The organism is Actinomadura xylanilytica (genome assembly GCF_030283145.1).
Classification (GTDB): domain Bacteria; phylum Actinomycetota; class Actinomycetes; order Streptosporangiales; family Streptosporangiaceae; genus Spirillospora; species Spirillospora xylanilytica.
The window spans coordinates 1,135,778-1,148,609 of record NZ_JASNWE010000004.1 but is presented as its reverse complement, the minus strand read 5'-3'; the positions used below and the strand labels follow the sequence as shown (position 1 = coordinate 1,148,609).

Sequence of the window (12,832 nt, the reverse complement as noted above, 5' to 3'; positions counted from 1 at the left end):
TAGGCTTGCCGCCATGTGCGGAATCGTGGGGTACGTAGGCGCGAAGCCGGCGCTGGACGTCGTGGTCGAGGGCCTGGCGCGGCTGGAGTACCGCGGCTACGACTCGGCCGGGGTGGCGCTGCTGTCGGACGGGCGGCTGGCCACGGCCAAGCGCGCCGGCAAGCTGATCAACTTGCGCAAGGCGCTGACGGAGTCGCCGCCGCCGGCCGGGACGCTCGGCATCGGGCACACCCGGTGGGCGACGCACGGGCCGCCGAACGACCGCAACGCGCACCCGCACACCGACTGCGGCGGGACCGTCGCGGTGATCCACAACGGCATCATCGAGAACTTCGCCACGCTGCGCGCCGAGCTGGAGGAGGGCGGCCACACGCTGCGCTCCGACACCGACACCGAGGCCGTCGCGCACCTGATCGAGGACGAGCTGAAGACGGCCGGCGACCTCGCCGAGGCGACGCGCCGGGTCTGCGGCCGGCTGGAGGGCGCCTTCACCCTGGTCGCGGTGCACACCGGCGACCCCGGCCTGGTGGTCGGCGCGCGCCGCAACTCGCCGCTGGTGGTCGGCGTCGGCGACGGCGAGAACTTCCTGGCCAGCGACGTGGCCGCGTTCATCGCGCACACCCGCGACGCGATCGAGCTGGGCCAGGACCAGATCGTCGAGCTGCGCGCCGACGGGGTGACCGTCACGGGCTTCGACGGGCTACCCGCCGAGGTGAAGGAGTACCACGTCGACTGGGACGTGTCGGCCGCCGAGAAGGGCGGCTACGACTACTTCATGCTCAAGGAGATCGCCGAGCAGCCGCGCGCGGTCGCCGACACGCTGCTCGGCCGGATCGGCGCCGACGGCCGGCTCACCCTGGACGAGATGCGCATCTCCGACCAGGAGCTGCGCGAGGTCGACAAGATCATCATCGTCGCCTGCGGGACGTCCTTCCACGCCGGGCTGATCGCCAAGTACGCGATCGAGCACTGGGCCGGGCTGCCCTGCGAGGTCGAGCTGGCCAGCGAGTTCCGCTATCGCGACCCGATCCTGAGCCGCAGCACCCTGGTCATCGTGATCTCCCAGTCCGGCGAGACGATGGACGCGCTGATGGCGCTGCGGCACGCCCGCGAGCAGCACGCCAAGCTGCTCGGCATCTGCAACGTCAACGGGTCCACGCTGCCGCGCGAGTGCGACGGCGTGCTCTACACCCACGCCGGGCCCGAGATCGCGGTCGCCTCCACCAAGGCGTTCCTCACCCAGCTCGTCGCGGTCTACCTGATCGCCCTCTACCTGGCGCAGGTGCGGGGCACCAAGTGGGGCGACGAGGTCTTCGCCATGGTGCAGCTCCTCGCGCAGATGCCGGAGAAGGTGGAGAAGGTCCTGGAGACCATGGAGCCGGTCCGCGAGCTGGCCCGGTCGCTCGCCGGCGAGCACTGCGTGCTGTTCCTCGGCCGGCACGTCGGCTTCCCGGTGGCCCTGGAGGGCGCGCTGAAGCTCAAGGAGCTGGCCTACATGCACGCCGAGGGCTTCGCCGCCGGCGAGCTCAAGCACGGGCCGATCGCGCTGATCGAGGACGGGCTGCCGGTCGTGGTGGTGGTGCCGCCGCGGGTCCGCGACGTGCTGCACGACAAGATCGTCTCCAACATCCAGGAGATCCGCGCCCGCGGCGCCCGCACCATCGTGATCGCCGAGGAGGGCGACACCTCGGTCGAGCCGTACGCCGACACGCTGATCAGCGTGCCCGCGGTGCCGACGCTGCTCCAGCCGCTGGTGACCACGGTGCCGCTCCAGGTGTTCGCCTGCGAGCTGGCCACCGCCAAGGGCCACGACGTCGACCAGCCGCGCAACCTGGCCAAGTCCGTCACGGTCGAGTAGCGCCGGAACGCCCGTCACGCCCCCAGGAGGCCGCTGGCCTCCTGGGGGCGTTCGCCTTCCCCGGGACGGTCCCCAGGTGGACGGAGCCGCTCAGGGGACCGGCACGGTCAGGCCAGGTCGAAGCCGCCGTCCTTGGCGCGCTCGCTGAAGCGCCGCCACTCGCGGACGCTGAAGGTGAGGGTCTCGGCCTCGTCGCCGGGCTGACCGCCGCCGTCCCGGACGGCCACGGACCGGCCGCCGCGCCGTGCGACCTCGACGCACGCCTGGCTGGCGCCGCACCGGCGGCTCGTCCTCCATGGAGTGGGGGGTGTGGTGTGGAAATCCATTCCGGCTCCCGGCTTGAAGGTGCGTTCGAGTGGGGGACACGGGCTCGGTTCTCCGCACACGGTAACAAGGATCGGCGGAATTGCTGCGGTCTACGGGGTTCTGGGTATAGGGGAGGTCTCCGGCGAGAGGTGAGTGGAGAACGGTCGGTGCGCCTCACCGAGGACGGTGATTCCCCGTGCCGCCGGAGAGATCTTCTGCAATTCTCAGAGATCGTGAAATTCTCATGATTGGCGGAGGGTTTCGGGGCGGAGCCGGGAAAAGCAGCGAGCCGAGTCTCGACAGGTGTCGCGGGTCGTGACTCGGCTCGTGCGCCGGGCTCCGCTCAGCGGGCTCCAATGGCGCCGGAGTGCGGCATGGTGTGCCGCCTGCTTCATACCTCCAGGTCGTAAACGCCCTTCTTGGTCCGTTCCACGAAGGAACGCCATTCGGTCCGCGAGAACGTCAGGACCGGGCTCTGGGTGCCGTGCTTGGCGTCACGTGCCCCGATGGAAGGCTCCGCCACGGCCAGTGTGGCCACCTCGACGCAGGTGTTGCTGGCCCCGCAGTAGGCGCTTCGCCGCCAGGTCGGGACAGAAGTGACAATAGAGGACACTCGATGCCTTTCACATGAATACGTGTCACTCCGCGGCGCATTCGCCTAGCGATAATCCCTCGCCGCCAGGATTCGCCGCCTGGATTCAGCAGGTGTCAGCGCCTGGCCGGCGAGAGTCGTATAGGCGAGGCGGTACATGAAGGTGACACCCTCATCCACAAAGTGACTGATCGTTAGACTCTCGGTATGCACGATATCAGGAAAGGTGATGTCGTGTACCTGCGAGAACTCCAACAGGATAAACGATTCAGCCAGCACCGAGTGTGTGCTTCGCAAGGGGAGTATCTGCACTGAGACATTGGGCAGTTCGGTCAGGCGACAAAGGTGCTCAAGCTGCTCGCGCATGACCTTGGGGTCGCCCACCTGACGATTCAGGACGGCCTCATCGATAATCGCCGAGAACTCCAGCGGCTGGGCCTGGTACAGCAGTTCCTGGCGGCGCAGCCGCACCTGAAGCCTGCGTTCCAATTCCTGCGGCGGAAGCGTGGCCAGCTCGCTCCACCCGCCGATCACGTTCCGGGCGTAGTCCTCGGTCTGGAGGAGGCCGGGGAAGACGATGCTGCCCCATTCCCTGGTCGCCGTCGCCTCGGCTTCGAGGGCGATGAAGTCGGCATAGGGGCCGGGCAGGTCGCGGTAGTCCTCCCACCAGCCCTTCTTCGCGGCATCGTGTGCCAGGGTGATGAGGTCGTCGCGGCGGCCCGGTTCTATGTCGTACAGGTCGAGGAGACGGTCGACGTCGTTGATCTTGGCGCTGGTGCGCGCGTTCTCGATCCGGCTGACCTTGGCAGTCGACCAGGTCAGCCGTTCGGCGACGTCGTCTCCGGTGAATCCCTTCTGTTCGCGCAACCTCCGGAGTTCGGCGGCCAGGCGGCGCTGGCGGACTGAGGGACCTCGGGATGCGCTCATAGCTGCGGCCTCTCCAGTCCAGCGGAGTGCTCTGTGCGCAGTCTGCCGTACCGGGGGCCGGCCGCGCGGAGGGACATGCGGACCCGGTATCGATGATTCTACGGAGTGCCGGTAAGTCTGTACATCACGATGAAACTTACTCGGCAACCTGCGCATATCCCCGCGGAAACGGGGCCGGGGTCCGGGCCGGGCCGGGCCGCCGTGACACCCTGGTGGGGTGATCGGGGGCGGAGCCGGGGGCCGGATCCGGGGCCCGGGACGCGGACGGCGCTCAGGGAGCTGCGGATGAGGTACGCGCACGAGGTCGGCAAGGTACGGGCGGCCGAGCGGGCCCTGATGGCGAGGCTGCCGGACGGCGCGCTCATGCAGCGGGCCGCCGCGGGGCTCGCCTCGATCTGCGCGCGGCTGCTCCCCTCGGTGTACGGCTCGCGGATCGTGCTGCTGGTCGGCGGCGGCGACAACGGCGGCGACGCGCTGTACGCGGGGGCCAGGCTGGCCGGCCGGGGCGCGCGGGTGTCGGCCGTCCAGGCGGGCTCGAAGATCCACCGGGACGGGCTGGCCGCCCTGCGCGCGGAGGGCGGGCGGCTGCTGGTGGGCCCGGCGGCGGCGGTGCCCGCGGGCGCGGCCGACGCGATCGCCGCGGCCGATCTGATCATCGACGGGCTGACCGGGATCGGCGGCACCGGCGGCCTGCGCGAGCCGCACGCCACGCTGGCCGGGCTCGCCGCCGAGGCCCCCGGGCTCGTGGTGGCCTGCGACGTGCCGAGCGGGGTGGACGCGGGGTCCGGCCGGGTCGACGGTGCGGCGGTGCGGGCCGACGTGACGGTCACCTTCGGCACCTACAAGCCCGGCCTGCTGGTCGACCCCGGTGCGGCGCGCTGCGGCGTCGTCGAGCTGGTCGACATCGGGCTCGGCGCCGATCTGCCCGATCCCGACGTGGTCGCGGCGCGCCCGGCCGACGTCCTGCCGCCCGAGGCCGGCCCCGAGTCCGACAAGTACCGGCGCGGGGTGGTGGGCGTCCTGGCGGGCGGCGACGCCTTCACCGGCGCGGCCGTGCTGAGCGTGGGCGGGGCGGTGCGCGGCGGCGCGGGGATGGTGCGGTTCGCGTCCGTCCCGCATCCCGTCGAGCTGGTGCGGCAGCGGTGGCCCGAGGTGGTCACGACCGTGCTCGACCCGGACGCGCCCGCGCCGCTGGACGGGATCGGACGGGTGCAGGCGTGGGTGGTCGGCCCCGGCCTCGGCACCGGGGACGCGGCCGAGCGGCTGCTGGAGGCGGCCCTCGGCACCGACGTGCCGGTGCTGGTCGACGCCGACGGGCTGACGGTGCTGGCCCGCCGCCGCGATCTGCTGCCCCGCACGGCGCCGACCGTCCTGACCCCGCACGCGGGCGAGCTGGCCCGGCTCACCGGCGCCGGACGGGACGAGATCGAGGCGCGCCGGCTGGAGCACGTCCGCCGGGCCGCGGCCGAGCTGCCCGCGACCGTCCTGCTCAAGGGGTCGACGACGCTGATCGCCGAGGAGGACCGGCCCGTCCGGGTCAACCCGACCGGCACGCCGCGGCTGGCCACGGCGGGCACCGGCGACGTACTGTCCGGGCTGATCGGGGCGCTGCTGGCCGGCGGGATGGCCGCCATCGACGCCGCCGCGGCGGGCGCCTACCTGCACGGCCTGGCCGCCCGGCTCGCCGCGGCGGGCCGTCCCGCCTCCGCCGGACCCGCGTCCGGGTGGGGGGACGGGCAGGAGAGCGGCCAGGACCGCGGCGAGTCGCCGATCGGCGCGTCCGACGTCGTCACCGCACTCCCGGAGGCGTTCCGCACGCTGTGAGGCGGCCGTCCGGCGGCCCGTCCGGCGGCCTGGGCGGCGTCCCGGCGTCGCGGCCGTGTCCTGAACCGGGTATCCGACGAAGGCGTCCAAAAGGGGTGAAGGTGGTCGTGAGCAGGGGCCGGATGCCCCGAACACCGCCGCCGGGACGGCACACTGGGTGACCATGAGGGTTCCAGCACAGGCACGCGTCGATCCCGACGCGATCAGCCACAACGTCGCCCTGCTGCGCGCGAGCGCGGGGGGCGCCGAGGTCATGGCCATGGTGAAGGCCGAGGCGTACGGCCACGGGCTGGTCGAGGCGTCCCGCGCCGCGCTGGCCGGCGGCGCCACCTGGCTGGGCGTCGCCAAGACCGACGAGGCGCTGCGGCTGCGCGCCGCGGGCGTCACCGGCGTCCCGATCCTGATCTGCCTGGGCGTGCCGGGCGAGCCGTACGAGCGGGCCGTCGCCGCCGACGTCGATCTCGTGGCGGGCGCGGTCTGGCTGGTCGAGGAGATCGCCCGCGCGGCCGTCCGGGCGGGCCGCCCGGCCCGCGTGCACCTCAAGGCCGACACCGGGATGAGCCGGGGCGGCGCAGGGCCGGACGGCTGGCCCGAGCTGGTCGAGGCGGCGCTGGAGGCCGAGGCGGCGGGGCACCTGCGGGTGGTGGGGCTGATGTCCCACTTCGCCTGCGCGGACGAGCCCGGCCACCCGTCCATCGCGCTCCAGCTCGGCCTGTTCACCGAGATGATCGAGTACGCCGAGAAGGCGGGGGTGCGGCCCGAGGTCCGGCACCTGGCCAACTCCGCCGCCGCGCTGACGCTGCCGGACGCCCGGTTCGACCTGGTCAGGCCGGGCATCGCCACGTACGGCCTGACGCCGATCCCGCAGGCGGGCACGTTCGGGCTGCGGCCGGCGATGACGCTCGTCTGCGACGCGGCGCTGGTCAAGCGGGTTCCGGCGGGCAGCGGCGTCTCGTACGGGCACACCTACCGCACCGAACGGGAGACGACGCTGGCGCTGGTCCCCGCCGGATACGGCGACGGGATCCCCCGGCACGGCTCCAACCTGCTGGAAGTGCTCGCGGCGGGCCGCCGGCGGCGGATCGCCGGACGCGTCTGCATGGACCAGTTCGTGATCGACATCGGCGACGACGAGCTGTCCGCCGGCGACGAGATCATCCTGTTCGGGCCGGGGGACCGGGGCGAGCCGACCGCGCAGGAGTGGGCGGAGGCGCTGGGCACGATCTCGTATGAGATCGTCACCCGGATCGGTTCCCGGGTGCCGCGCGCGTACCCGGGAGAGGGCGCTGTGGGGGACGCGGATGGATAGCAGGAACAAGCGCAGGATGGGCATCGCCGGCGCCGTCGCGGGTGTCGGCGCGGCGGGGGTGGGCGCGGCCGTCGGGCTGCGCCGGCTGGCGGTGGGCCGGGTCCGGCTGCGGCCCGACCCCGACGCCGACGAGCCGTTCGGGGCGCTGCGCGGGCGGGAGAGCACCGTGCTCGCGAGCGACGGCCTGCCCCTGCACGTCGAGGTGGACGGCCCGGACGACGCGGCGCTGACGGTGGTCTTCTCCCACGGCTACTGCCTCAACCAGGACTCCTGGCACTACCAGCGCCGCGACCTGCAAGGACGCGGCGCCGCCGGCGACCGGCTGCGGATGGTGTTCTGGGACCAGCGCAGCCACGGCAGGTCCGGGCGCGGCGAGCCCGAGCACGCCACCATCGACCAGACCGGCGAGGACCTGTACGCGGTGCTGCGCGCCACGACCCGCCCGGACGACCCGGTGGTGCTCGTCGGCCATTCCATGGGCGGCATGTCGGTGCTGGCGCTGGCCGACCGGCACCCCGAGCTGTTCGGCGCGCAGGTGCGGGCGGCGGCGCTGGTCAACAGCTCCTGCGGCGACCTGGGGGAGATGACGCTGGGCCTGCCGATGGCGCTGGCCAAGCTCGTCCGGCCGCTGGCGTCCGGCACGCTGCGCGGCCTCGGCCGCCGCGCCGACCTGGTCGACCGGGCCCGTGGGCTCGGCGCCGACCTGGCGTTCATCGTCACCAGGAAGATGGCCTTCGCCGACAAGTACGTCAGCCCCACCGTGGTCGACTTCCTGGAGCAGATGATCAGGGCCACCCCGATCGATGTGATCGCGGAGTTCTACCCGACGCTGCTCGGCCACGACAAGCTGGGCGCGCTGGAGTCCCTCGGCCGGGTGCCGGTGCTGGTGCTGGCCGGCGGCGCCGACCGGCTGACCCCCGCCGCGCACGGCCGCCGCATCGCCGCGGAGCTGCCGGACGCCGAGCTGGTCGAGGTCGCCGAGGCCGGGCACGTGCTGCCGCTGGAGTATCCGGGGGTGGTCACCGGCGGCGTGCGGCGGCTGATCGACCGAGTCCGTCCCGAGCTGGAGGAGCGTACGGCGTGAGCGAACCGGGCACCGTCACCGTCACCCGCACCGTGCCGGACGCCGCCGATATGCGCGATCTCGGCGTCCGCCTGGCCGGCCTGCTCCGGCCGGGCGACCTGCTGGTGCTCACCGGCGATCTCGGCGCCGGCAAGACCACCCTCACCCAGGGCATCGGCGAGGGGCTGAAGGTGCGCGGGCCGATCACCTCGCCGACCTTCGTCATCGCGCGGGTCCATCCCTCGCTGTGCGGCGGGCCCCCTTTGGTGCACGTGGACGCCTATCGGCTGGGCGGATTCGCCGAACTCGACGATCTTGATCTGGACGCTTCCGCGGACGCGTCGGTAACGGTCGTGGAATGGGGAGAGGGGCTGGCCGAGGGGCTGGCCGACGCCCGGTTGGAAATGATCATTTCGCGCGGCGACGAGAGCACCGAGGAGCGCGCGGTAAAGATCACCGGAGTGGGCGAGCGCTGGGCCGGCCTGGCGCGAGAGCTCCACTGATCGGGAAGACCGCGGATTTCTCCCGGCCCGATTGGACCACATTACGGCAACATGTCGTACTCTTTGCCCGAACGAACCTCACCTTCGCGACATATTAGATTTCCTCAAGCAGGAGTGGGATCCGGTGAGTGGTAGCCATCGCAGCGGAAATCGCCGCACTGACAGCCACCGCAGTTCGCGCGGCGGCCAGGACGCGGCAGGCGACGGTCACCGCGCCTCCTCCACCACGACCGGCGGATACCGGACGGCCAGCGGCAGTCACCGCGTCGTGCGCGAGCGCAGGACGGGCCGCCGCTGGGCGATCATCCTCGGCGGCGTGGCGGCCGGGGCCGGGGCCTGCGCGCTGGCCGCGTTCGCGATCCTGAGCGGCGTGGGCGCGAGCGGCGAGCGCGGCTCCGGGCAGATCATGGGCGGCGCCGCGGAGAGCTCGCCCATGTCGTCCGAGCGCTCGCTGGTGCCGGACGCCTGCGAGGTGGCCGACAAGGTCGCCGGCGAGCTGGCCCCCGGCGCCGACCGCAACCAGGGCGACAACTACCAGGGCAACGACCGGCAGAGCCAGTGCGTGTGGGGCGCCTACACCGGCGACCGGAAGCGGCAGCTCAACGTCGAGCTCCGCGCCATCGAGGGCACGCCCGAGCAGAGCCCGACCGACGCCGCGCGCCGCTCGTTCGAGGCCGAGCGCAAGGCCGACGAGTCCGGGAAGGCGCTGCTCGCCGGGCAGGAGCTGACCGACAAGACCCGGCTCACCGACCTCGGTGACGAGGGCTACGTCGTCTACAGCGTCGACAAGGGGCAGGGCGCGGGCGAGGCCGTCGCGAACGCCCGCGTCGTCAACGTACTGGTGACCGTCCACTACGCCGGGTCCAACGGCAGCTCCCCGCTCGGCGCGTCCGACGCGATGGACGGGGCGGTCGAGGCCGTCCGCGACGTGGCCGGGGCCCTGGAGAAGGGCTGACCCGCACGCCGGGGGCCACCGGGACAGGTGGGAGCACGCCCGGCCTGTACTACGCTTTCAATTCGTGCTGGTCTTGGCTTTCGACACCGCGACCGCCGCGGTCACCGTGGCGCTGTACGAGTGGACTCCCGGTGAGGGCGCCCGCCGCCGCGCCGCGACTGAGGCGGTCGACCGGCGCGCGCACACTGAGCTGCTCGTCCCGTCCGTCGCCGCCGTCCTCGCCGAGGCGGGCGCCGCACCCGGCGACCTGAGCGCGATCGCCGTCGGGGTGGGCCCCGGCCCCTACACCGGGCTGCGGGTCGGCCTGGTCACCGCGCGGGCGATGGGCGACGCGCTGGGCGTCCCTGTGCACGGCGTGTGCACGCTCGACGCGATCGCCTGGGCGTCCGGCCGCGACGAGCCGTTCGCGGTCGCGATCGACGCCCGCCGCAAGGAGGTCTACTGGGCCCGGTACGCCTCGGCCCGCGAGCCCGCCACCGGCCCGGCCGTCGGCCCGCCCGCCGACGTCCGCGCCGGCCTGCCGCCCGGCCTCCCGGTGATCGGCGAAGGCGCGGCCCTCTACCCCGACGTCCTCGGCACCCCGGACGATCCGCCGGGCGGTCCGTCGGGCGGTCCTCGCTTCGCTCCGGTCCGTCCGGCCGGTTCTCATCTGGGGGGCGACCCCCAGACCCCCGTCGCCCCGTCGGGCGGTCCTCGCTTCGCTCCGGTCCGTCCAACGGGGAGCGCCCTGGCCGAGTTGGTGGTCGCGCGGCTGTCCGGTGAGCCGGGCCCCGATCTGCTCCCGCCCGAGCCGCTCTACCTGCGCAGACCCGACGCCAAGGAGCCCGGTCCGCGCAAGAAGGTGAGCCCGCGATGACCGGGGCCGACGATACGGGCGCGGTGCGGCTGCGGACGATGACGGCCGCCGACCTGCCCGCCGTGCTCCGGCTGGAGCGGGTGATGTTCCCCGAGGACGCCTGGACGGAGGAGATGCTCCGCGGCGAGCTGGCCGACCAGCCGCGCACCCGGCACTACGTCGTGGCCGAGGAACTCCCCGCCGCCCCTCCCGGCGAGGCCGGGGCGTCCGCCGCGACCGCGGCGTCCGGTGAGATCATCGGGTACGCGGGCCTCTCCGCCGCCGGCGGGCAGGCCGACGTGCAGACCATCGGGGTGCGCGCCGACCGGCGCGGCGCGGGCATCGGCGCCGCGCTGCTCACCGAGCTGCTGGGCGAGGCGACCCGCCGCGGCACCGAGGCGGTGTTCCTGGAGGTCCGTGCCGACAACGACGGCGCCCGCCTGATGTACGAGCGGTTCGGGTTCGAGCGGGTCGGCCTCCGCAAGCGCTACTACCAGCCGTCCGGCGTCGACGCGATCGTGATGTGCCTGACGCTCCGGCGCCGCGCGGCCATGGGCTTCACCCGGGAGGAACAGTGATCCGCGACTCCGAGCCGCTCGTGCTGGGGATCGAGACCTCGTGCGACGAGACCGGCGTCGGCGTGGTGCGCGGGCACACGCTGCTGGCCGACTCGATCGCCTCCAGTGTGGAGCAGCATGCCCGGTTCGGCGGCGTGGTGCCCGAGGTGGCCTCGCGGGCGCACCTGGAGGCGATGACCCCGACCGTCGAGCGGGCCCTGGCCGAGGCCGGGGTGGGCTTCGCCGACATCGACGCGTTCGCGGTGACGGCCGGTCCCGGGCTGCCCGGCGCGCTGATGGTCGGGGTCGCCGCGGCCAAGGCGTACGCGCTGTCGCTCGGCAAGCCGCTGTACGGGGTCAACCACCTGGCCGCGCACGTCTGCGTCGACCAGCTCGAACACGGCCCGCTGCCCAAGCCGTGCGTGGCGATGCTGGTGTCGGGCGGGCACTCGTCCCTGCTCCTGGTGCCCGACGTGGCCACCGACGTCCGGGCGCTCGGCGCGACCGTGGACGACGCGGCGGGCGAGGCGTTCGACAAGGTCGCGCGGGTGCTGGACCTCGGCTTCCCGGGCGGCCCGGTGATCGACCGGGAGGCGCTCGCGGGCGACCCGGCCGCGATCGCGTTCCCGCGCGGCAAGCACAACGACGGCACCTACGACTTCTCGTTCTCCGGCCTGAAGACCGCGGTGGCCCGCTGGGTGGAGGCCCGGGAGCGCAACGGCGAGCCGGTGCCGGTCGCCGACGTGGCCGCCTCGTTCCAGGAGGCCGTGGTGGACGTGCTGACCGCCAAGGCGCTCAAGGTCTGCCGCGACAACGGCGTCGACCACCTGCTGATCGGCGGCGGGGTGGCGGCCAACTCGCGGCTGCGCGCGCTGGCCCGGGAGCGGTGCGAGGCGGCCGGGGTCCGGCTGCGGGTGCCGCGCCCCAAGCTGTGCACCGACAACGGCGCGATGGTGGCCGCCCTCGGATCCGAGCTGGTCGCCTCGGGGCTGGCCCCGTCCGAGCTGGACCTCCCGGCCGATTCCAGCCTCCCGGTCGAGTCGATCAGGCTGTAGGCGGGCCGGGCGGGCGGGTCAGCCCGCGGCGGGGGCGCCGAGCTCGGCGAGCAGCGCCGCGAGGTAGTCCTCGAAGAGCGGCACCTGGGCCTCGTCGATGACCCGGCCGTCGGTCTCGGGCAGCAGGTCGAGCAGGCAGCGGACGTCCCAGTACGGGTCGTGCCGGTAGCCGCCCGACACCTGGTCGAACGCGGCCAGGAACCGGTCGGCGACGCCCGGCCCGTACCGCAGGGCCAGGCCGCGGCGCATGTGCGCGATGTCGACCGCGATCGGGCCGGACGAGGCGTCGGACCAGTCGACCACCCCGGTCAGCCTGCCGTACGACCACAGGGTGTTGTCGGGGTGGTAGTCGCGGTGGATGAACCGCGCGGGCGCCTCGGGCGCGGACCCGCCGGCGACCTGGAAGGCGCGTTCCCACAGTTCGGGACGGAGCGCGTGCCGGGGCGGGACCCGCACGTCGAGCCGGTTGTAGGGGACGTAGGGGGGCATCGTGGACGCCCCGTTCAGCGCGTGCACCGCCAGCAGCGCGGCGGCGCACTGGATGAGGTACTCGGACAGGTCGTCGGGGGCCGGCCGCGGCGGGTGGCCGACCAGCCGGGTGATGAGCAGCGCGGGCACGTCGCAGTAGGCGCCGGCCGGGTCGGCGGCGACGAGCGACGGGGTGGGGATCTCGCAGCCGGCCAGCAGTGCCAGCGCGGCGATCTCGCGTTCGGGGGAGAACTCGGTGTCGCCGTACGACCGGCGCGGCGCGCCGAGGTCGTCGCCGCCCGGCCCGAGGCCGCGCGGGGTCCAGCGGCGCAGCACGAGCCGGTGCGCGCTGCCGGAGCGGCTCTCCACCAGCAGCGCGTGGTTGGCGTGCGCGGAACCGCCCGCCAGCGGGCGGACCATCCGGACCTCGGCGCCCCGGCCGAGACATTCCTCGACCCAGCGCAGCGTGGCGCGACTGGGCGGGATGCCGGTCGGGAGGCAAGGTGCCGGAGTGTGGGTCACGAGATCCATGAAAACGGATTCCGAAGGGTATTGGGAGTGATTTTGCGAAGACGGAACG

General features: G+C 73.4%; 13 protein-coding genes. 9 read left to right on the top strand and 4 right to left on the bottom strand.

Translation table 11 applies throughout. The annotated features are described in order from the left end of the window. Positions 1-13 precede the first annotated feature (13 nt). Positions 14-1,858, top strand: coding sequence for a glutamine--fructose-6-phosphate transaminase (isomerizing) (gene glmS / locus QP090_RS29095; RefSeq protein ID WP_285942652.1), 1,845 nt, complete (start codon positions 14-16; stop codon positions 1,856-1,858). 107 nt (positions 1,859-1,965) lie between these two features. Here glmS and QP090_RS29090 read toward each other — a convergent pair whose 3' ends face one another. The 3 genes from QP090_RS29090 to QP090_RS29080 form a co-directional block, all read right to left on the bottom strand. After that, positions 1,966-2,184: a DUF397 domain-containing protein gene (locus QP090_RS29090; protein WP_285942651.1), complete on the bottom strand. Its 219-nt coding sequence runs from the start codon at positions 2,182-2,184 to the stop codon at positions 1,966-1,968. A gap of 371 nt (positions 2,185-2,555) precedes the next feature. Then, positions 2,556-2,777, bottom strand: a complete 222-nt coding sequence (locus QP090_RS29085; RefSeq protein WP_285942650.1) for a DUF397 domain-containing protein — start codon at positions 2,775-2,777, stop codon at positions 2,556-2,558. A 45-nt stretch (positions 2,778-2,822) separates the two neighbouring features. Further along, positions 2,823-3,683 carry a helix-turn-helix domain-containing protein gene (locus QP090_RS29080; protein ID WP_285942649.1) on the bottom strand — a complete coding sequence of 287 codons (861 nt, stop codon included), beginning with the start codon at positions 3,681-3,683 and terminating at the stop codon, positions 2,823-2,825. Between the two features lie 285 nt (positions 3,684-3,968). Between QP090_RS29080 and QP090_RS29075 the strand changes: the two genes are divergently transcribed. From QP090_RS29075 to tsaD, 8 genes are all read left to right on the top strand, one after another. Further along, positions 3,969-5,507 (top strand): NAD(P)H-hydrate dehydratase, encoded by a 1,539-nt coding sequence (locus QP090_RS29075; RefSeq protein WP_285942648.1) that lies wholly within the window; start codon positions 3,969-3,971, stop codon positions 5,505-5,507. A 163-nt stretch (positions 5,508-5,670) separates the two neighbouring features. Next, positions 5,671-6,816, top strand: a complete 1,146-nt coding sequence (gene alr / locus QP090_RS29070) for an alanine racemase (RefSeq protein ID WP_285942647.1) — start codon at positions 5,671-5,673, stop codon at positions 6,814-6,816. After that, positions 6,809-7,900 (top strand): alpha/beta fold hydrolase, encoded by a 1,092-nt coding sequence (locus QP090_RS29065; protein ID WP_285942646.1) that lies wholly within the window; start codon positions 6,809-6,811, stop codon positions 7,898-7,900. Before alr ends, QP090_RS29065 begins: the two co-directional genes overlap by 8 nt. Beyond that, positions 7,897-8,382 carry a tRNA (adenosine(37)-N6)-threonylcarbamoyltransferase complex ATPase subunit type 1 TsaE gene (gene tsaE / locus QP090_RS29060; protein WP_285942645.1) on the top strand — a complete coding sequence of 162 codons (486 nt, stop codon included), beginning with the start codon at positions 7,897-7,899 and terminating at the stop codon, positions 8,380-8,382. Before QP090_RS29065 ends, tsaE begins: the two co-directional genes overlap by 4 nt. Positions 8,383-8,650: 268 nt before the next feature. Then, complete coding sequence (locus tag QP090_RS29055; protein ID WP_285942644.1) at positions 8,651-9,337, top strand: hypothetical protein; 687 nt, start codon at positions 8,651-8,653, stop codon at positions 9,335-9,337. 64 nt (positions 9,338-9,401) lie between these two features. After that, positions 9,402-10,193, top strand: a complete 792-nt coding sequence (gene tsaB, locus QP090_RS29050) for a tRNA (adenosine(37)-N6)-threonylcarbamoyltransferase complex dimerization subunit type 1 TsaB (RefSeq protein ID WP_285942643.1) — start codon at positions 9,402-9,404, stop codon at positions 10,191-10,193. Further along, positions 10,190-10,750, top strand: a complete 561-nt coding sequence (rimI, locus tag QP090_RS29045) for a ribosomal protein S18-alanine N-acetyltransferase (RefSeq protein ID WP_285942642.1) — start codon at positions 10,190-10,192, stop codon at positions 10,748-10,750. Before tsaB ends, rimI begins: the two co-directional genes overlap by 4 nt. Further along, positions 10,747-11,784 carry a tRNA (adenosine(37)-N6)-threonylcarbamoyltransferase complex transferase subunit TsaD gene (gene tsaD, locus QP090_RS29040; RefSeq protein ID WP_285942641.1) on the top strand — a complete coding sequence of 346 codons (1,038 nt, stop codon included), beginning with the start codon at positions 10,747-10,749 and terminating at the stop codon, positions 11,782-11,784. Before rimI ends, tsaD begins: the two co-directional genes overlap by 4 nt. Positions 11,785-11,802: 18 nt before the next feature. Here tsaD and QP090_RS29035 read toward each other — a convergent pair whose 3' ends face one another. Then, entirely contained in the window at positions 11,803-12,783 is a 981-nt protein-coding gene (locus QP090_RS29035) for a phosphotransferase family protein (protein ID WP_432763086.1), read from the bottom strand. Positions 12,784-12,832 lie beyond the last annotated feature (49 nt).